The organism is Ensifer sp. Root423 (assembly GCF_001426275.1).
Lineage (GTDB): Bacteria > Pseudomonadota > Alphaproteobacteria > Rhizobiales > Rhizobiaceae > Ensifer > Ensifer adhaerens.
Genome location: NZ_LMEG01000043.1, coordinates 240,629 through 259,347, shown reverse-complemented (window position 1 = coordinate 259,347; position 18,719 = coordinate 240,629). Strand labels below are relative to the sequence as shown.

The 18,719-nt window shown below is 64.1% G+C and carries 15 protein-coding genes; 2 read left to right on the top strand and 13 right to left on the bottom strand.

Going from position 1 to position 18,719, the window contains the following annotated elements:
- Positions 1 to 5: 5 nt before the first annotated feature.
- Both ASD01_RS26470 and ASD01_RS26465 read left to right on the top strand, forming a co-directional pair.
- A complete protein-coding gene (locus ASD01_RS26470; protein WP_060644690.1) occupies positions 6 to 788 on the top strand; it encodes a hypothetical protein in 783 nt (260 codons plus the stop codon).
- Positions 785 to 1,663, top strand: coding sequence for an SDR family NAD(P)-dependent oxidoreductase (locus ASD01_RS26465; RefSeq protein WP_060644687.1), 879 nt, complete (start codon positions 785 to 787; stop codon positions 1,661 to 1,663). Before ASD01_RS26470 ends, ASD01_RS26465 begins: the two co-directional genes overlap by 4 nt.
- A gap of 76 nt (positions 1,664 to 1,739) precedes the next feature.
- Here ASD01_RS26465 and ASD01_RS36990 read toward each other — a convergent pair whose 3' ends face one another.
- The 13 genes from ASD01_RS36990 to ASD01_RS26400 all read right to left on the bottom strand — a co-directional run bounded on the left by ASD01_RS36990 (position 1,740) and on the right by ASD01_RS26400 (position 18,626).
- Positions 1,740 to 2,423, bottom strand: coding sequence for a DUF930 domain-containing protein (locus tag ASD01_RS36990; RefSeq protein WP_244495307.1), 684 nt, complete (start codon positions 2,421 to 2,423; stop codon positions 1,740 to 1,742).
- A gap of 151 nt (positions 2,424 to 2,574) precedes the next feature.
- Positions 2,575 to 5,442 (bottom strand): DNA translocase FtsK, encoded by a 2,868-nt coding sequence (locus ASD01_RS26455; RefSeq protein ID WP_060644686.1) that lies wholly within the window; start codon positions 5,440 to 5,442, stop codon positions 2,575 to 2,577.
- 341 nt (positions 5,443 to 5,783) lie between these two features.
- On the bottom strand, positions 5,784 to 6,860 hold the full coding sequence (gene repB / locus ASD01_RS26450; RefSeq protein WP_060644684.1) for a plasmid partitioning protein RepB: 1,077 nt from the start codon (positions 6,858 to 6,860) through the stop codon (positions 5,784 to 5,786).
- Positions 6,861 to 6,865: 5 nt separating this feature from the next.
- Entirely contained in the window at positions 6,866 to 8,125 is a 1,260-nt protein-coding gene (gene repA, locus ASD01_RS26445; protein WP_060644791.1) for a plasmid partitioning protein RepA, read from the bottom strand.
- A gap of 250 nt (positions 8,126 to 8,375) precedes the next feature.
- On the bottom strand, positions 8,376 to 9,815 hold the full coding sequence (locus ASD01_RS26440) for a M20 family metallopeptidase (RefSeq protein WP_060644683.1): 1,440 nt from the start codon (positions 9,813 to 9,815) through the stop codon (positions 8,376 to 8,378).
- Positions 9,816 to 9,928: 113 nt separating this feature from the next.
- Entirely contained in the window at positions 9,929 to 11,473 is a 1,545-nt protein-coding gene (locus ASD01_RS26435; protein WP_060522021.1) for an ABC transporter substrate-binding protein, read from the bottom strand.
- 37 nt (positions 11,474 to 11,510) lie between these two features.
- Positions 11,511 to 12,368 carry a serine hydrolase gene (locus ASD01_RS26430; protein WP_060522020.1) on the bottom strand — a complete coding sequence of 286 codons (858 nt, stop codon included), beginning with the start codon at positions 12,366 to 12,368 and terminating at the stop codon, positions 11,511 to 11,513.
- Between the two features lies 1 nt (position 12,369).
- Positions 12,370 to 13,998: an ABC transporter ATP-binding protein gene (locus ASD01_RS26425; protein WP_060644681.1), complete on the bottom strand. Its 1,629-nt coding sequence runs from the start codon at positions 13,996 to 13,998 to the stop codon at positions 12,370 to 12,372.
- A complete protein-coding gene (locus ASD01_RS26420; RefSeq protein ID WP_060644680.1) occupies positions 13,995 to 14,813 on the bottom strand; it encodes an ABC transporter permease in 819 nt (272 codons plus the stop codon). The genes ASD01_RS26425 and ASD01_RS26420 overlap by 4 nt, the downstream gene beginning before the upstream one ends.
- On the bottom strand, positions 14,810 to 15,754 hold the full coding sequence (locus tag ASD01_RS26415; protein WP_060522018.1) for an ABC transporter permease: 945 nt from the start codon (positions 15,752 to 15,754) through the stop codon (positions 14,810 to 14,812). The genes ASD01_RS26420 and ASD01_RS26415 overlap by 4 nt, the downstream gene beginning before the upstream one ends.
- 215 nt (positions 15,755 to 15,969) lie before the next feature.
- Positions 15,970 to 17,088, bottom strand: a complete 1,119-nt coding sequence (locus ASD01_RS26410; protein ID WP_060530441.1) for an NAD(P)-binding domain-containing protein — start codon at positions 17,086 to 17,088, stop codon at positions 15,970 to 15,972.
- Between the two features lie 57 nt (positions 17,089 to 17,145).
- Complete coding sequence (locus ASD01_RS26405; RefSeq protein ID WP_034805770.1) at positions 17,146 to 17,634, bottom strand: GAF domain-containing protein; 489 nt, start codon at positions 17,632 to 17,634, stop codon at positions 17,146 to 17,148.
- Between the two features lie 89 nt (positions 17,635 to 17,723).
- Complete coding sequence (locus ASD01_RS26400) at positions 17,724 to 18,626, bottom strand: LysR family transcriptional regulator (RefSeq protein ID WP_034805970.1); 903 nt, start codon at positions 18,624 to 18,626, stop codon at positions 17,724 to 17,726.
- Positions 18,627 to 18,719: the final 93 nt, after the last annotated feature.

Here is an 18,719-nt window from a genome sequence, read left to right as displayed (position 1 = left end):
GCACTATGCGCGGCCGACCGATCAAGCTTTCCGCCGCACGACGCCTCGTCGGCGATCTGATGCGATTTTCCATCGGCGTGCCGCGGGTCACGGTGCAACGGCAGATGGACATCAGCGCGTTGCACAAAGCCCGGGCAGGCCGACCTGACCGGCCTTCGTGGATGGTGTTGTTTCTCAAGGGTTACGGGTTACTCTCGATGGAGACGCCCGAGTTTCGCCGGGCTTATGTCAAGCTTCCGAGACCGCAACTCTATGAGTATCCCGGAAGCATCGCGTCCGTGGCGCACGAGCGCGAGCACGAAGGCGAACGGGTCGTCCTTCTCAGCACGATCAAGCAACCCGAGAGGCGGTCCCTTGCCGAATTGAGCGCCCTGCTCCAGGAGGCCCGGTCCCGCCCCGTGCTCGAGATCAGGGAATTCCGGCGGGCGTTGAAGATCGCACGCCTGCCTGCACCGTTGCGGCGGCTGCTGATGTGGCTCAGCCTGAACATGGGGCGCCAGCGGGGCCACCGCTTCGGCACCTTCCAATTGTCGGTCTATTCCGGCCTGGGTGCGGAGTCGCTTAATCCGCTGACGCCTTTGACGACCATCTTCAACTATGGGCCGATCGGTGACGACGGATCGGTCACGGTCAGGATCCACTATGACCACCGTGTCATGGACGGCGCCAATGTCGCGCGAGCCCTGGCGCGTTTCGAGGAAATATTGAACGGTGAGATCGCCGATGAGGTGGCGATCCTTTCCGAAGTTGACAAGCCGCCAATCGCTACGCCGGAGCCATCGGCATGACATCGCAGCAGTCACCACGACCCGCCATTGTCGTTGTCGGAGCGTCCCGGGGCATAGGCAGGGCAATTGCCGAACTTGCCGCACGAGACGGCGCGCCGGTCGTTCTGGTCGCGCGATCCATCGAAAGCTTGCACGTCGTGCAGGCCGCGATCGGACAGGCGGGCGGCGAGGCATTCTCCCTGCCGGTCGATCTGGCCTCGCCCGATGCCGCGCGCATTCTCGACGAATTTCTTTCGCGCGAAGGCCTCGTCTGCGACGTTCTTGTCAACAGTGCCGGCTATGGCCTGCGCGGCGCGGCGACCGCTTTGCCGATTGCCGACCAGATTGGAATGATCGACGTCAATGTGCGTGCGCTTGCGGCCCTTACTTTGCACCTGTTGCCGGGCATGGTCGCGCGCGGCCGCGGCGGCATCATCAATCTAGCCTCGGTCGCGAGTTTTACGCCCGGCCCGTACATGGCAATGTATTATGCGAGCAAAGCCTTCGTTCGTTCGTTCTCCGAAGCGCTATACCAGGAGACGCGAAGGACCGGCGTAACCGTGACCTGCGTTGCGCCGGGACCGGTATCGACCGAGTTCCTCGAAAAATCCGGCGCCAACAGGGCTGCCTTGTTCAAGGCGCTCCCGAAAGCCACTCCGGAATACGTGGCAAAATGCGCCTGGCGCGGCTTCAAGGCGCGTCGGCGGCTGGTCATTCCCGGCATTTCCGCCAGGCTGGCAATCCTGATGGCGGGCCTCCTTCCCTCCGCAGCGCTCTTGCCGCTTGTTGGTCGTCTGCAACTGCGCGGCAACGACCCCTGCCCCTGCGGATCTGGCAAGCAACTGAAGCACTGCTGCCGCGCAGGCCACGCCAAAGGCGGAACGGCCCCGGCGTGATCCGGCTCCGCAGCCTGCTTCTCGTCACGTCCTTCGCCAAAGGGCGCAGGGAACGGACTTCGATCGATGGCCACGATCAGTGGGCTGCGGCGCCAGCGGAGAGGAAATTTGCCTCCCACTCACTTTCCGGAATTTCGTCACCAACCTGAAACTCAAATGCGGCGACGCTTTTGATATCCGGCGCCACGGCGCAGCCAAACTTGATATTGAACCAGCGACCCTTGCTGCGAAAGGCGGCGCCATCCGCACGGAGGTTCCGCCCAGCCAAAACGATATCCGACGTGGCGTAGGCGACGAGCAGGTCGGGGGTAAAGTCAACGCGCCAGCGATGAACCTGCTCCATCGCCTCGAGATTGCAGAGCTGGACAATCTGTTCATCGGCGGCGAGCTGTGACAGCCCTTCCAGCGCCTGTCTGCTGCGTGGATCAGCCAGTATCGCCGCCGAGAAGAACCACTTCGCTTGCACCATCGGCTGGGCAGCTGGCGGCAGCGTGGCTGTTTCCGCGGCAGGCGCCGTCTCCGGGACGGAATGCGCGACGGGCGGCGCATCTTGCGGTCCGAGCACGGGCTGCACCACCTCAGGGCGTGGGAGCGGCAATTCCAGTATCTGAACGGCGATCCCCTCGTCCGGGCTCGGAACAGGTGGCCGCGGTGACGGGAGGAGGAAAAGCGCCAACACGACGAGCGCATGAAGGATGAGAGCAAGCGTCAGGCTTGGCCAGATCGGTGTCTCATTGCGACGATGCTTTACTGCTTGCACCGATCAGATCATCCCATGCGCGACATTAGGGCCGGAAGGGTCACGACCGCTCCTGGTGCAGGCGACACTACCAGCAACTTGAAGATAGAAAAGCCGCCGCCAACAACCTGTCAGCGACGGCTCGAAATCCTGGCCTGGGCTACGCCCGGTATCAATCCATGTCGTCGTTGTCGGGCGCGCTCATATGGTCGCGGTTGCCGTAGATGATCTCGCGCTTGCCGACGTGGTTCGCCGACCCGACGAGGCCTTCCTTTTCCATGCGCTCGACCAGCGAGGCAGCACGGTTGTAGCCGACGCCAAGGCGGCGCTGGATGTAGGAGGTCGAGCACTTCTTGTCGCGCAGGACCACCTTGACGGCCTGGTCGTAAAGTTCGTTGCCGTCTTCCGACGCAAGCGCGCTCTTGTCGAAGACCGGGGTCTCTTCCTGCGGCTCTTCTTCCTCTTCTTCCGCCGTGACGGTGTCGAGGTATTCCGGGCGTCCCTGCGTCTTCAGATGTGCGACGACGTGTTCGACCTCAAGATCCGAAACGAACGGGCCATGGACACGGGCGATGCGTCCGCCGCCCTGCATGTGCAGCATGTCGCCCTGGCCGAGCAGCTGCTCGGCACCCTGCTCGCCAAGGATCGTGCGGCTGTCGATCTTCGAGGTCACCTGGAACGAGATGCGGGTCGGGAAGTTCGCCTTGATCGTGCCGGTGATGACATCGACCGAAGGACGCTGCGTCGCCATGATCAGGTGGATACCGGCAGCACGCGCCATCTGCGCCAGCCGCTGGATCGCGCCTTCGATTTCCTTGCCGGCGACCATCATCAGGTCGGCCATCTCGTCGACGATGACGACGATGTACGGCATCGGCGCCAGGTCCATTTCCTGCTGTTCGAACAGCGGCTCGCCGGTGCCCTTTTCGAAACCGGTCTGCACCGTGCACATCACCGGTTCGCCCTTTTCACGGGCAGCGGCAGCGCGCTGGTTGTAGCCGTCGATATTGCGCACACCGAGCCGCGACATCTTGCGGTAGCGGTCTTCCATCTCGCGAACGGCCCACTTCAGCGCCATGACCGCCTTCTTGGGGTCGGTTACGACGGGGGTGAGCAGATGCGGGATGCCGTCATAGACGGAGAGTTCGAGCATCTTCGGATCGACCATGATCAGGCGGCACTGATCCGGGCTCAACCGATAGAGCAGCGACAGGATCATGGTGTTGATCGCGACCGACTTGCCCGAGCCGGTGGTGCCGGCGACGAGCAGATGCGGCATCTTCGCAAGCTCTGCAATGACAGGCTCGCCGCCGATCGTCTTGCCCAGGCAAAGCGCCAGCTTGTAGCCAGTCTTGCGGAAATCGACAGATTCGATCAGCTCGCGGAAATAGACGGTCTCGCGGGTGGCATTCGGCAGTTCGATACCGATGACGTTGCGGCCGGGCACGACCGCGACGCGGGCCGAAAGCGCCGACATGGAGCGGGCGATATCGTCGGCAAGGTTGATGACGCGCGACGATTTCACACCGGGCGCCGGCTCGAATTCATAGAGCGTGACGACCGGGCCGGGGCGAACATGGATGATTTCACCCTTGACGCCGAAATCTTCGAGCACGCTTTCGAGCAGGCCGGCATTCTGTTCCAGCTGCTCCTGCGTCATGAAGAAGCCCTGACCGACGGGCGCTTCCTGCAGCAGTTCCTCGGATGGGAACTCGTAGCCGTCGGCGCTCGGCGCGCGGTCGGTCGAGCCGATCGCCGGCATATTGCTGGGCGCGCGCGTGACCTGCGCCGGCATGGTGATGGCCGCCTTCGTGGCAACCGGCGCCGGCTGTTCGATTTCGACCGGTGCGGCGTCAATGATTTCAGCGGCGGCTATAGTCACCGGTTCTTCAGCCACGGCAACGGGTGCCGGCGCAGCGTCGGCAACGGCCTCAGCGGCGGCGGGCGGTTGCTGGGCTGGCACATCCTCCGGCTTTGCGCCGCGGACATCGACAACACGGAACAGCGAAGTGATCGCCGTCGGCGGCATACGGCGTATTTCAACCGGGCGCACGGGCGCTGGCGGCGTGACCGCAATAGGCGCAACGGCGACGGGAACGATGGCGGGCGTCATCGCAACCGGGGCTGGCGTCTCGACAAAGGGTTTCGGATGGGTGGCGTCCGTGGCGGCAACCTCAGCATCGTCGGCCGGGCCGAATTCGAAGAAGGCGAAATCCGACAGGAAGACAGAATGCGCAGCGCCCTGATCGACGGAAGCGTCGCCTGCCTGAGCGGGCGCGGGTTGGACTTCGGCGACCGGCGCGGAAACGGCGATCTGCGTCGTCAGAACGGGCGCAAGGGCTACGCCCTCGTCGGCCGGAGCTTCGACACGCGCGAGCATGGCCGGCTCGATCGTGTTTTGCGCGGCGGTCCAAGTGGGCAACTGGTTGGTCAGCATGCGCAATAGTTCGGACGGGCTGTAGGACGGCAGCGCGACCTCGGCCAGCGGCGCCTCGTCATCAGCAACGGCCGAAGCTTCCGTCTGTACCGGCTCGACCGTGGCCGTCGCGACGGGCTCAACGGTTTCCACCAAGACCGCAGCAGGCTCCGCCGCCACCGCGACGATCGCCTCTTCGACTTCGGTTGCCGTTTCGCCTTCTTCGACCTGCGGCGCGCGTCGCTTCATGAATTCGCGCTCGGGCGTGCGGGTGAAGCGCACGTTCGGCGCCAGGAAGAAATGGCTCTCCCAGGTGGAATCGCCGTAGTGGCCGGCAATCTCCGAAAGGGTCGGCAAGGGTTCGCTCATCGTCGACGTCACCTGTGCAGGAGCGTAGGCGGAACCCTGCCCATAGAGGCGGGTCGCACGGCTCGTGGTTTCAGCCTGCTGGTTCGCCGGCCGGCGAGGCGCCGCCGGCGCCTCGTACAACTGATAGGGGTCGGCGGGTTCCGCCTCATGGGTGGGCATACCGCTCAACGCATCATCCTGCGGACCATCGAAATAATCCGCCTGGTTTGCATCATGCAAAGCAGCCTGTGAGAAGTTTGTCCTGGGAATACGCATGGGTCCTGGAAGAGCTAGAGACATCGCCGCGGGGCCTTCTAAGCGATAGGAAATGAAGGTTAACAAGTCCCTTCCAACGCCCCGTTTCGAACCGGGATCCGTGGTCGATTGCTGCCTTTCTGTGGGCTCCATGCAACGGCAATGCCCGACGTCCCAAGGCCGCCGCGACATCCCGTCGCCGGCCTCACACGGCCGAAAATATTTCTTGGATGGAGGCGATAGCGGCGATCGCACGGGGATGCTCGCGGCGGCCTGCCATCGGCTCCGCCGGGAAAACGAATCGGGCCTGCGTGAGAGCGTCACGCAGGCCCGGTTGGAACTTTCAGAAGGGCAGACTTCGTTCAGCCTTCGCGGCCCGCCGCGAACACCGCATGCTGCTTGGCAAGCAGTTCGACGACCTCGTCGATGAAGGCTGGATCGACATCGACTGAGAACTCGATGCGGGCATTCTTGCCGTCGCGCTTGAGCTTGGCAAAGGCGCGTCCGCCGGCGTCGACCAGCGTCTCCGGCTTGGCCGCTGTGTCCGGCTTCGGTTTGCGCGACAGGCGCGCGAAGACGATCTGGAACCGCTGGTCGCTTTCGGCTTCGAGGAAGCGGCGCGAGCGGCACTCCTCCTGCGCCAGTTCGACGGTCACCATATCCTCAAGCAGCGCGCCGAAGGCCATCCAGCGTTCGCGGCCGACCTTCGGTGCCGGGCCGATCGCGCGGGCAATCGCCGGCGGCACGCCTTCGGCCACCTGCAGGAGGCGCGACAGCTCGCTCTTCTGCACGGCGAGCGCCTCGCCGATCACCTTGCGGTCGAAGCCGCGGTCGGCGAGCGCCGACGCAAACATGGCACGCTCGATGAAGGACAGGTTGCGCCGCTCGGCGTTTTCCTTGCCCTGCGCCAGCACCAGCTCGTCGTCAGTCAGCGGCCGGACGATGGCCTTGACCTTGATGCCGAGGCTGCGCACGGCATTGAGACGACGATGGCCGTAGGCGGTCTGGTAGCGGCCTTGCTTCTGCGGGTGCGGGCGCACGAGGATCGGCGACTGCTGGCCGCTGTCGCGGATACTGTCGGCGAGCGCCAGGAATTCCGGATCGTCGGTCTCGCCGTCGGTCAGGCGGTCGCCGACGAAAGACGCATCGATCAGCTCCGGATCGAGCTCGACGACGCGCTCGCCCTGATGCAGGGCCTCACGCAGCGCACGGGCCTCTTCCGCCTCGCGGGTGATACTTCCAAGCGAAAGACCCATGGCCTTGATCGCGCCGGAGGCGGCCCGCGGCACGTCGGCCTGGGCGGCGGGGACCACGACTGGCTTTGCCGGCTGCACGCTTGGTGCGGCGGGCGCCTTGTCATCCGCTTCCGCGGCAGGCGCCGCCGGGGCGACATTGCCGGAAAAGAGTGCGCGCAGTTCGTTCTTGCGGTTGCCAGCCATGTCGGTCAGCGCCCCCAGGCCGCGTGAATGAGCGTTTCGATCTCGCCGTTGACGGCGTTCAGCGATTCGATCGCGCGGTCATAGGTGGCGCGGGTAAAATTCTCGCGTCCGACCTCGTAGAGCGTCTGCTTCGTCAGGCCGGCATCGGAAACCGCGGTGGACTTCACCATGGCCGAGGTCAACACCCGGTCGCCGAAGAGCGAACGCATGAAGCCGACAATCTGGGCCTGCGGCCCGTCGTTCGGCTCGAAGCGGGTGACGAGGTAGCGCAGGAAGTCGAAGTTGAGTTCGCCACCGGCCTCGCGCACGACGCTCAGGAGGTCCGACGTCATGTAGAGAAACTGGTTCATCGAGGCGACGTCGAGCATCTGCGGATGCACAGTGACGACGACGGACGTCGAGGCGCAGAGCGCTGACAGCGTCAGATAGCCGAGCTGCGGCGGGCAGTCGATGATGACGACGTCATAGTCGTCGGCAACGCTCGCAAGGGCGGCCTGCACGCGGGCGAAGAACAGCGGGCCAGCGTCCGTGCCATTGTGACGGGCGCTCAGTGCCTGCGGCGTCGTGTGCTCGAACTCCTGCAGCTCGAGATTTCCCGGCACGAGATCGAGGCCGTCGAAATAGGTCTTGCGGATGATGTCCTTCAACGGCCGCGCCTCGGCGTCGTAGCGGATCGCGCCATAGAGCGTGTCGTTGCCGGTAAGGTCGAGTTCCGGCTGGTAACCGAAGAGTGCGGACAGCGAGGCCTGCGGGTCGAGGTCGACGGCGAGCACGCGGTGGCCGGTCAACGCCAGATATTGCGCGATATGCACCGACGATGTGGTCTTGCCGGAGCCGCCCTTGAAGTTGGTGACCGAGATCACCTGCAGGTGTTCGCCCGCTTCCGCATCGCGCCACTTGAGATAGCTGCGCGCCTTGGCGGCATTGCCCTTGGCAAGCGCCTGTTCGGCCAAGTGCCGGCGAAGCGCATTGATGTCGGAGAGTGAATAGGAGCGGCGGCCGCCAAGCCCGGTATCGGGCTGCGGGCCTTCACCGGCAAGCGAGAGCTGGCGCAGATAGCCGTCAGAAACGCCGATCAGCTTGGCCGCCTCGCCCGAGGTGAAGCTGCGCAGTGTCTTCATCGCCGTCGGCGCGAACAGGCGCTCGCGCATCGCCTTCAACTGTTCGGAAAGCGCGCGGGCATCGGCCGCGATCGCTTCGTCGGCCGGACGGCGTGCCTGGGAGTGAACCGCGTCCTGTCTTGCCTGGGTTGCCGTCATATTCATTCTGCCATGCTCCTTGCGCGCGTCAGCGGCCCAACGGCGCCACATCACGCTAACAGAGATTCAATTCAAATACGGCCAATCGGCACTTATTCGGAAAACTCCGTAACAGAGATGCCGGAGCCTGCGATTCGCGTCAAGAGTCTGGCGCCATTCAAAGGCGCGTGCACTCACCGGGCAGACGTTCCGGACGCCGACAAAACGAAACGCCCGCGGGGTGGCGCGGGCGTTTGCAGGCATCGAAAAAATGATTTTAGAGTTTCGGACCGATATGATCCGGGATCGGGCATTGGTAGGGCTTGCCCTCGGTCTTTTCACGCCACTCGGCCTTTGCCCGTGCCAAAAGATCGGCATCGAGGATCAGGTCGAGGCCGGTCGTGGCCAGTGATTTTGCCGCGTGGGCGAAAGCCTTGTGGGCGGCTGGGCTCTTGCCCTGCGCCACCACCTGCCAGGTGTGCGGCGCCGTACCGATCGCCCAGGCGGGCGCCCAGCATTGCGCGGTCGGCGTGATCCAGCTGACGTCGCCGACATCGGTCGAACCGGCGCGGAAATGCGACTGGCCCTCGAAATCGCGAAGGCCGAGATGCAGACCGGTCGAACCGTCCATGCGGCTGTTCGCAAATACATCGCCCTTGATCTGGTAAAGCCGGATGCTGCTCGAAATTGCTTCCTGCGTCAGCGTCTTCTGGATGTCCTTGGCAAAGGCGATATCGGCCTCGTCGAAGGGAACCGGCCCGAGCGCCACCATGTTGTCGTGGATCGCCGTTTCCAGCGCGATGTTGGGCAGCAGATTGGTCGCCGCCCGGTCAAAGACGATCTCGACCTCGGTCTCCGTCATCATCGCCGCCCCCTTGGCGGTCTTGTCGATGCGGGCAGCGAGCGCTAAGGCCTCGGGCATCTGCGGCGCCCGCACGAGATAGAGCGCCTCGGCGCGGGCCTGGACGACGTTTGCCGCCTTGCCGCCGGCATCGGTGATCGCATAGTGCACGCGGCAATCCTGCGGCATATGCTCCCTCAGGAAGTTGACGCCGACATTCATCAGTTCCAGCGCGTCGAGCGCGCTGCGGCCGAGATGGGCACCGTTCGATGCGTGCGCGGCGACGCCCTTGAAGCGGTAATAGATTTCAAGAACGGCGAGATTGTTGGTCGAGCGTACGCCGTTGAAGGGTGCCGGGTGCCAGGTCAGCGCCGTATCGACATCAGCGAAGATGCCGGCGCGTGCCATGAAGGTCTTGCCGGAACCGCCCTCCTCGCCGGGGCAGCCGTAATAGCGCACCGTACCCGGCAAGTCGTTTTCCTTGAGGTAGCGGGCAAGCGCGACGGCAGCGAGCAGCGAACCCGTGCCGAGCAGATTGTGACCGCAACCATGGCCCGTACCGCCCTCAGTGAGCGCTTTCGCCTCGGCGACGCCGGCCACCTGGCTCAGACCCGCAAGCGCGTCGAACTCACCAAGAAAGGCGATCACCGGCAGGCCCTGCCCGCTCTCGCCGACGAAGGCGGTATCGATGTCCGCCAGTCCGCGCGACACGCGAAACCCATGCTTCTCCAGCATGGCGATCTGCGTCGCTACCGACTTTTCCTCATGAAAACTCAGTTCCGCATGGTCCCAGATCGCGTCGCTCATTGCGGCGAATTCGGGCTTCAGCGCTTCGATCGTGTCGACAAGGGCGGTCCGGGCGGCTGGATTTGGCATCAATCATCCTTTTGCGACGGCGCGGGGCGCGGTCGCATCAGCAGTTTTGTCTAAGGAGGTGCGGAGGGCGGCAAACGGCCGCCATCCGCTGGGGAAAACGGACTACGCCCGCATCAGTCGTCGAGCGTCACTTCCCAGAGGCGGGTGTTGGACTGCCAGACCGGCTGGCCGTGCAGCTTCTTGGTGGCGCCCCAGATGTCGACCATGTCGTACATGAAGATGCCGGGGACCTCGTCGAGCATCAGCTGGTGGAACTCGTCGAAGATCGCCTGGCGCTTGGCCTGGTCGGCCTCGACATAGGCCGCCTTCATCAGTTCAACCGCCTTTGGGTTGTCCCACATCAGCGAGGCGTTCTTGTCCTTGTTGCCGACATAGAAGCTGTACATCAGCGCCGGATCGAGACGCGGCGACACCGACTGCGAGATCACCTGATAGTTGCCGGAACGGCGGCGATCGACCTGGGTCGCATAGTCGAGCACTTCGATCTGCACGTTGAGGCCCACCTGCTGCATCATCGCCTGGGCGACGACGGCAGCGGGGAAGCTCGGCACGTTGCCGCGCTTGTTGGCGATGATGGTGATCGGCTCGCCGTTGTAGCCGGCATCAGCCAGGTTCTTCTTCGCTTTTTCGAGATCCATCGGGATCTTCTTCTTCTGGACGTCGGAGTAGAAGATCGAGTCGGCCGAGACCATCGATGCGTTGGCTTCGCCGGTGCCGTTGGAAACAGCGGCGACGAGCTGGTCGAGGTCGAGCGCTTCGGCCATGGCGCGGCGAACCGCAACGTTGCTCAGGATCTTGTCGCGGGTCTGGAAGTAAAGCAGGTTCTTGCCGTTGTTGCGCTTGACGATGAGTTGCATCGTGTCGCTGTCCTTGAACTCGGCAATGAGATCGGCCGAGACTTCGGCGGTGTCGAGCGCGCCCGAAAGCAGGCCGGTCTTCACGGTCGAGGCGTCCGGGATCACCATGAACTTGATGCCGTCGACGAGCGGCCGCTTCGAGCCGACCATGCCATCGGGCTTGCCGTCATTGGCGGGTGAGACGTAGTCGGCGTTCTTTTCGAGCCGGACATATTCGCCCTTCTTCCATTCCGCCCACTTGAACGGGCCGGTGCCGATGGGCGCAGTGTAAGCGCCGTCGGCGCCGACGGAATCTTGGGAGACGATGCCGGTGTAGCCGCATTCCGGCCGGGCCATCAGGCCGAGAAAGACGGCCGAAGGCTTCTCGATACTCATGGTGACGGTGGAGGCGTCGGCTGCGGCGACGCTCGTCACCTTGATCGACTTGCTGCCGTCGAAGTCGCCGGCGCAGGTCCACTTGGTCTCCGGCTTCATGTAGCGATTCCAGTTCCAGACCACGTCTTCCGCGGTCAGCGCCTTACCGTTGTGGAACTTCACGTCGTCGCGCAGCTTGAACGTATAGGTCAGGCCATCGGGCGAAACCTCGAAGCTTTTCGCGAGCAGCGGCTTCACTTCGCCGTTCTCGGCGTAGCCGACCAGACCTTCGACGATGTGGAAGATCACCGAGTCGGTGTTGCCGTCGCGGTTGACGCCGGGCTCGTTGCTGCGGATGTCCGAGCTCTGGGCGACCGTCAGGTCACGCGCATGGCCGAGCGCGATCGCGCTCATCAGCATGGTTCCGGCAAGAAGTATGGTTTTCATGGTTCCTCTCTCTTTTCTGATTGTTGGTGTTGTCGGTTCAAAAGGCGCGCCAGCAGGCCTGTGACAGCTTGCCGATGGTTTCGAGCGCGATGGTGTAGCCGGGCGTGCCGTCGGGCATCAGCGCGGGTACGCCGTCGGTGAAGGCGGCGATCGCATAGAGCGGCTTGCCGTCGCGATAGACGACGCCGGCATCCATGCGGCCGCGTTTGCCGCGACCCCCCTTGCAGGCGGCGACCGTATCGAAGGGCAGCCGCGAGCGGATGCCATAGCGCAAAACCTGGTTCTTCAGCGTCTGCACAGCGAAGGCGGCGAGCTCGACCGTGATGCCAAGTCTGGCGGCAGCAGCGGCATCGTGCTCGGCGGCGAGGATCAGTTCCAGCAGCATCACCTGGTCGGCAGCCGTCGTCGTCGTGACGTCGGCCAGCGAATGATCGGGTTTGAGCGCCAGCGGCGGAATGAGGAAGCGATGGTGCGTGCCCACCATGCCGAGCGCCTTGCAATAGCCGTCGACCTCTTCAAGCGTCAGCCGCTCGAACACCATCTTGGTGCAGACATTGTCGCTCAGAACCATCATGCCGACGATCGCGTCGCGCAGCGAAATGACGATTCCAGGCGTCAAGTAGCGGAACATCCCGCTCGCCACTTCCTGGGCGAGCCGTGCTTCGTAGGTGATGCGCTCGTCAAGATGAAGCCGGCCTTCTGCCACCGCCTTCAGCGCCGCCATCATGATCGAGGTCTTGCGGGTGCTGGCAGATGGTGTTTCCTCACCCTCGCCACGGCCGATGGTTTCACCGGTCTGGAGATTGCGCACGAGGAAGCGGGTGACGAAGGGCTCCGCGTCGGCGATCGCGTGGAGTTCGTCCGCGATCGCACCGGTCTTAATTTCCGTGCTCATCTCAGGCCTCCAGCCGCCATTTGAGGGTGACGCCACCGGTCTGGTTGAGATCGAGCGCCGGGATCGCCGACAGCAGCTTGCGGGTATAGGCCTCCTTCGGCGCATCGAAGATCCGGTTGCGGTCGCCTTCTTCGATGATGCGCCCGTCCTGCATGACGATGACGCGGTCGGCGACCTGCTCGACGACGCCGAGGTCGTGGCTGATGAACAGGCACGAGAAGCCGTAGCGCTTCTGCAGGTTCGAGAAGAGTTCCAGCACCTGAGAGCGAACGGTTACGTCGAGCGCCGACACCGGCTCGTCGGCGATCAGGAATTTTGGCCGCCGTGCGATGGCGCGGGCGATAGCCACACGCTGGCGCTGGCCGCCCGAGAGCTCATGCGGATAGCGATTGGCGAAATCGGCGCTGAGCCCGACTTCCTCAAGCGTTTCGAGCGCACGGCGACGCTTGGCCGGCGTGTCGAGATCCGGCACCAGCCGCAGCGCTTCCTCGACCAGCGCCTGAATGGTCATGCGCGGATCGAGCGACGAATAGGGATCCTGGAAGACCATCTGGCAGTTCAGCCTATAATCGCGCCAGTCGGCGCTGCGCTCGCGGCCCTGGAACAGGATGTCGCCTTCGGCCTGCTGGACGAGGCCTGCGATGGTGCGGCCGAGCGTCGTCTTGCCGGAACCGGAACCGCCGACCAGTGCCACGACCTCTCCGACATGGATATCGACGCTGACGCCGTGCAGCGCGCGCTTCGGCTCGTGCCTGCGGAAGAGACCCTTGCGGCCGGGATACTCGACGACAATATTGCGCGCCGAAACCATCGGCGTGCGGGTCATGTCGAGCTCACGCGCAGCACCACGGAACGGCAGCGACGAAAGCAGCTTGCGGGTATAGGGATGCTGCGGCGCATGCAGGATCTCCTCGGTCAGCCCCTGCTCGACGACGACGCCCTTTTCCATCACCACGAAACGGTTGGTGTAGCGGGCGACCATCGGCAGGTCGTGGCTGATGAGCAGCACTGCAGTGCCCTCGGCCTGGGTCAACTCGACCATCAGCTCCATGACGTCGCGCTGGACGACGGCATCGAGCGCGGTCGTCGGCTCGTCTGCGATCAGCAAGGCTGGCTTCAACAGCATCACCGAGGCGAGCATGATGCGCTGGCGCATGCCGCCGGAGAACTCGTGTGGATAGGCGGTCAACGCCCGCTCCGGCTCGCGTATGCCGACGCGACCAAGCATCGAGAGAATCGCCGTGCGGCGCTCCTCGACCGACATCTTTGTGTGCAGGATCAGCCCTTCCTCGAGCTGCCGGCCGATGGTCATCGACGGGTTGAGCGAGGTCATCGGCTCCTGGAAGACGACGCCGACCTCCCCGCCGCGCAGCTGGCGGAGATCCCGGTCCTTCATGCCGAGCACATCCTTACCCCGGTAGAGGATCGTGCCGCCGATACGGCGGACGGCCGGCGGAATGAGCCCGATGATCGCGCGTGTCGCCAGTGTCTTGCCGGAGCCGCTTTCGCCGACGATGCCGACGATTTCGCCGGGCGCGACGTCAAAGCTGACGTTCTTCACTACCTGGTTGCCGGAGTGAGTGACGGCAAGCGAAAGGCGCTGGACACTGAGAAGAGGATTGCCGGTCATTTCAGGCCTCGCATGCGGGGGTCGAGACGGTCGCGTAGCGCGTCGCCCAGAAGGTTGATGCCGAGCAAAGTGAGAGCGATGCAGAGACCGGGGAAGAAACCGAGCCAGACGGCCTGTTCGATGAAGGGGCGGCCGGCGGCGAGCATGTTTCCCCAGGTGGGTGCCGGTGGCGGCACGCCGAGACCGAGGAAGGAAAGCGCGCTTTCCGAGAGGATCGCCCAGCCGAACATCGAGGTGGCAAGCACCGTGATCGGCGCGACGCAGTTCGGCAGGATATGGCGCAGCATCGTATAAATCTCGCCATTGCCCATCACCCGCGACGCCTCGATGAATTCGCGTTCGCGCAGCGACAGCACCGCTCCGCGCACCACGCGGGCCATTGACGGCGTATAGGCGATGCCGAGCGCGAAGATGATGCCGTACTGGTTGGCGCCGAAGACGGCGAGCAGGCCGAGCGCCAGCAGGATGCCGGGAAAGGCCAGGAGGGCGTTGTTGATCGCCATGATCACGCCATCGACCCAGCCGCGCGCATAGCCGCTGACGATGCCGATGAAGGTGCCGAAGACGACGGCGAAGGTGACGGTCAGGAAGCCGATCCAGACGCTGGCACGGGCGCCGACCATCAGGCGGGTGGCGACATCGCGGCCGAACTCGTCGGTGCCGAGCCAGTGCGCTGCACCGGGTGCGGCAAGCCGCGCGGTGAAGCCGAGCGCCATCGGATCATAAGGCGTCCAGAAAAGGCCGGTGAGGGCGGTGATGACCAGCAGGCCGATCAGGCCGCCGCCGATGGCGCCGTTGAAAGTGAGCTTTCTCATTCTGCCACCACCCGCGGATCGAAGAGAGGATAGAGGAGGTCGACCACCAGATTGACGACGACATAGGAGAAGGCGACGAGCAGCAGGCAGCCCTGGATCACCGGATAGTCGCGCTGGAAGATCGCATCGACCATCAGGCGGCCGAGACCCGGAATGGTGAACACCGTCTCGATGACGGCGATGCCGCCAAGCAGGTTGCCGAGGATCAGGCCAATCATCGTCCAGGTCGGGCCGAAGGCGTTCTTGAAGGCGTGGCGCCAGAGAACGGCACTTTCCGAAAGCCCCTTGGCGCGGGCATGGGTGATGTAATCGAGCCGCAACACTTCGAGCGTAGAGGCGCGGGCCATGCGGATGATCACGCCCATCTCGTGGATGACAAGCGTCATGACCGGCAGCACCAGATAGAGAAGGCCGGCCTTCCAGTTCTCCGAGATCGGCACGTAGCCAAGCACCGGCAGCCAGCCGAGCTTCAGGCCGAAGGCGAGCAGCAAGAGAAGACCGAGCCAGAAGGTTGGGATCGACAGAAGCACGGTCGCCGAACCGACAAGCGCCAGGTCGGTCAGGCTGTTCTGCCGCCAGGCGGCGATGACGCCGGCCGGAACCGCGATAAGGCTCGCGAGAAACACGGCGATGACGACGATTTCGGCACTGACGAAGAAGCGGCTGACGACCAGATGCAGCACCGGCTCGCCGGTGACGATCGAGGTGCCGAAATCGCCGGAGAGGATGTTGCCGGCCCAGATGACGAATTGCTCCGGGATGCTGCGGTCGAGACCGAGCTCCGCGCGCAACGCGGCAATCTGCTGCGGTTCGGCCATATCGCCGAGCATCAGCGCTGCCGGATCACCGGGAATGAGGCGGATAAGCGTGAAGACGGCAACCGAGACGATCACGATCGTCGGTATCGCCATCACGAGACGATTGAGAATGAATTTGATCATGGGTTCCCCGTACTGAGGCAGGCCGCACGCGTTACCGCGATTCTCCTGCCCGTCGGCTCTCTTGTTGCAGGGACTATGATCGATTGGAAAAAATCGCGCAATATTATGAGTAAATGTCATACCTCTATGAAAAGGGCATGCAACTTCATCGCGACCGGGTGGGCGCTGCCCGGCTGCTCGCTGGCGAGGAAGCCGGCGCGATCGCGCCGGCTTCCTCAGGTCAGATGAAGAAAATCGGCCAGTTCGCGGGCGGCAGCGCCTCCTGCCCGGTTCGCACCGATGGTGGAAGCCGACGGCCCGTAGCCGACGAGATGGATGCGCGGGTCTTTTGCCACCTGAGTCGCCAGCCGACCGGTCATCAGGATACCGCCGTCAGCATTGCGCAGTTGCAGCGGCGCCAGGTGATCGAGCGCGCTTCTGAAGCCGGTGCTCCAGAGGATGACGTCGACGGCCAGTTCGCGCCCGTCGGACCAGCGCACGCCGTTTTCGGTCATTTCGGCAAACATCGGCTGGCGCTCGAGCGCGCCGCGTGCACGCGCGGCCATGATCGCAGGTGTCACCGGAATGCCCGTCACCGAGACGACCGAGCCCGGCGGCAGGCCGCGGCGAACCCGGTCCTCGACCATGGCTACGGCGGCGCGTCCAACCTCTGGCGTAAACGGTTCGTCGCGGAAGGCCGGCTCCTCCCGCGTTACCCACGTGGTCGATGTCACCTGCGATATTTCATCGAGCAGCTGGATGGCGGAGATGCCGCCGCCGACGACCAGCACATGCTGCCCCGCGAATTGCGCTGCCGACTGATAATCCTTCGTGTGCAGCTGGTGCCCCTTGAAGCGCTCCGCTCCCGGATAGGGCGGGATATAGGGGGCCTCCCAGGTGCCGGTCGCGTTGATGATGCCGCGGGCAGCATAAGCCCCGTCGTCCGTCTCGACCCTGAAGCGCTCGCCCCGGTCACACACGACCTTGACGGCCACCGGCCGGCGGACCGGCAGACCGAATGCCTTCTCATAGGCGCCGTAATACTGCGGCACGGCGACGGCCGCGTGAACCTCGCCCTTGCTGGTATCGACCGCTTCGGAAAATCTCATGCCGGGAAGATCGTGAATACCGTTGACCGTATTCAAGGTCAGCGACGGCCAGCGAAACTGCCAGGCCCCGCCCGGCTGCGGCGACCGGTCGATGACGACATATTGCCTGTGAGGCGCCAGCCCGAGCCGGCCCAGGTGATAGGCCGAAGACAATCCCGCCTGCCCGGCGCCGATGACGACGATGTCGATCTTGCGGGCCACGCGCGCATGCGTTTCGACATCGACAGGCTGAGCCGCATCCGTCATGGTGCGGCCCGAAGCAAAAGCCTGTCAGTCCTTGCCAGATCATCCACGGCGGCGGCCCTATGCAATTGCCGCTGCGAAGATCGCCGCAAGTTTTTCGATGCCGATCTGGTCGTCGCGGTCGAAGCGTGCAGGCTCCGGGCTGTCGAGATCGATGACGCCGATCACCCGGCCGTCACGCCGCACCGGAACCACGAGTTCCGAGCGCGAGGCCGCATCGCAGGCGATGTGCCCCGGAAAGGCATGGACGTCTTCCACAAGGATCGAGCGGTCTTCCTTGACGGCCGTTCCGCAGACCCCGCGGCCGACGGCGATGCGCACACAGGCAGGCTTGCCCTGGAACGGTCCCAGCACGAGTTCGTCGTCGGTTTCGAGGAAATAAAACCCCGCCCAATTGAGGCTCGGCATGGTCTGGAACATCAGCGCCGACGTATTGGCCGCGTTGGCGATCAGGTTCGGCTCGCCATGAAGCAGCGATTCGAGCTGCTGGGCCAACTCCGCATAGAAAGCGCGCTTGTCGCCTGTGTCGATGGTGGCTGCCTGAAACATGATCTTATCCGCTCTAATGTTCGTATCGGCCGGCAATGTAGTGTCGCGCCCGTCCCATTGCCAATGGCCGCAACCTTGAGGCCATTGTCTCACGGCTGCTGCGAAGCGGCGACCTGCCTTTTGAGGCAGTCAATCATGGCTTGGGCTGCAAGCGACAGCGGTACGCCAGCCGCCGTCGCGACGCCGAAATCCTGGGTGAGGTGCGGCGAAAACGGACGGATCTCGATCGGTAGGTGCCGGTGCAGATTGGCAAAGAAGCTGCTGATGATCGCGACCCCAAGGCCGTAGGCCGCGTAGGCGCAGGCCGAGCTGTTGCTGTGGGTCTCGATCTTGACCTTTTGCGGCACGCCGGCCTTGCGGAAGATCTCGTCGAGCATGACCCGCGTCGGCCGGCGGCGGCCGATCAGGATCAAGGGCACGCCGCGCAGTTCCTTCGGCGTCACGGTTTCGTGCTGCGAAAGCGTGTGCCCCTTTTCCATGACGCAGACGCTGAGGCCGGTTGCGACCGGCTGCATTTCGAGACCGGCGCTCAGCTGCCCCTCATAACGCAGGAAGCCGAAATCGATGATGCGCTGCTCGACGAGGCGGGCGATCGCAACGGTCGTGTCGAAGAAGGTTTCGACGCGCACGCCGGGAAAATCCTTGGCATAGTCGGCGAGCATCGCCGGGGCGAAGGTCTCGGACATGCTGTTCGGCAGGCCGATGCGCACGACCTCTGGGCCGACTGCGCCGCTGCGCAGGTCCTGCGCCAGATTGGTGAACCGGTCGATGCCGAGCAAGATATGCTCCGCATCCTCGGCGAGCTTCATCGCCTCGGGCGTCGCAATCAGCCGGCCCTTGTCACGGGCAAAAAGCGTCAGCGACAGCTCTTCCTCGAGCTGCTGCAACAGCCGGCTGACGCCGGACTGGCTGAGCCCCATCGTCTTGGCGGCCGCAATCGTCGATCCGGTCGCCAACAGCGTGCGCAGCACTTCCAATTGTCGAAAATTCACGCCGCCCCCGGTCCGCTCGAACATCCGCTTGCTCTCCCCTCGTGTTTACGGGAAGGCGATGCTTCAAGGAAGGGGTCGGCAAGGTGCGGGGAA

Bases quoted from the DNA above. Each gene is read 5' to 3' on its own strand.
- ASD01_RS26470 (WP_060644690.1), top strand. From the start codon at position 6: ATGCGCGGCCGACCGATCAAGCTTTCCGCCGCACGACGCCTCGTCGGC.
- ASD01_RS26465 (WP_060644687.1), top strand. From the start codon at position 785: ATGACATCGCAGCAGTCACCACGACCCGCCATTGTCGTTGTCGGAGCG.
- ASD01_RS26455 (WP_060644686.1), bottom strand. From the start codon at position 5,442: ATGCGTATTCCCAGGACAAACTTCTCACAGGCTGCTTTGCATGATGCA.
- repB (WP_060644684.1), bottom strand. From the start codon at position 6,860: ATGGCTGGCAACCGCAAGAACGAACTGCGCGCACTCTTTTCCGGCAAT.
- repA (WP_060644791.1), bottom strand. From the start codon at position 8,125: ATGAATATGACGGCAACCCAGGCAAGACAGGACGCGGTTCACTCCCAG.
- ASD01_RS26440 (WP_060644683.1), bottom strand. From the start codon at position 9,815: ATGCCAAATCCAGCCGCCCGGACCGCCCTTGTCGACACGATCGAAGCG.
- ASD01_RS26435 (WP_060522021.1), bottom strand. From the start codon at position 11,473: ATGAAAACCATACTTCTTGCCGGAACCATGCTGATGAGCGCGATCGCG.
- ASD01_RS26430 (WP_060522020.1), bottom strand. From the start codon at position 12,368: ATGAGCACGGAAATTAAGACCGGTGCGATCGCGGACGAACTCCACGCG.
- ASD01_RS26425 (WP_060644681.1), bottom strand. From the start codon at position 13,998: ATGACCGGCAATCCTCTTCTCAGTGTCCAGCGCCTTTCGCTTGCCGTC.
- ASD01_RS26420 (WP_060644680.1), bottom strand. From the start codon at position 14,813: ATGAGAAAGCTCACTTTCAACGGCGCCATCGGCGGCGGCCTGATCGGC.
- ASD01_RS26415 (WP_060522018.1), bottom strand. From the start codon at position 15,754: ATGATCAAATTCATTCTCAATCGTCTCGTGATGGCGATACCGACGATC.
- ASD01_RS26410 (WP_060530441.1), bottom strand. From the start codon at position 17,088: ATGACGGATGCGGCTCAGCCTGTCGATGTCGAAACGCATGCGCGCGTG.
- ASD01_RS26405 (WP_034805770.1), bottom strand. From the start codon at position 17,634: ATGTTTCAGGCAGCCACCATCGACACAGGCGACAAGCGCGCTTTCTAT.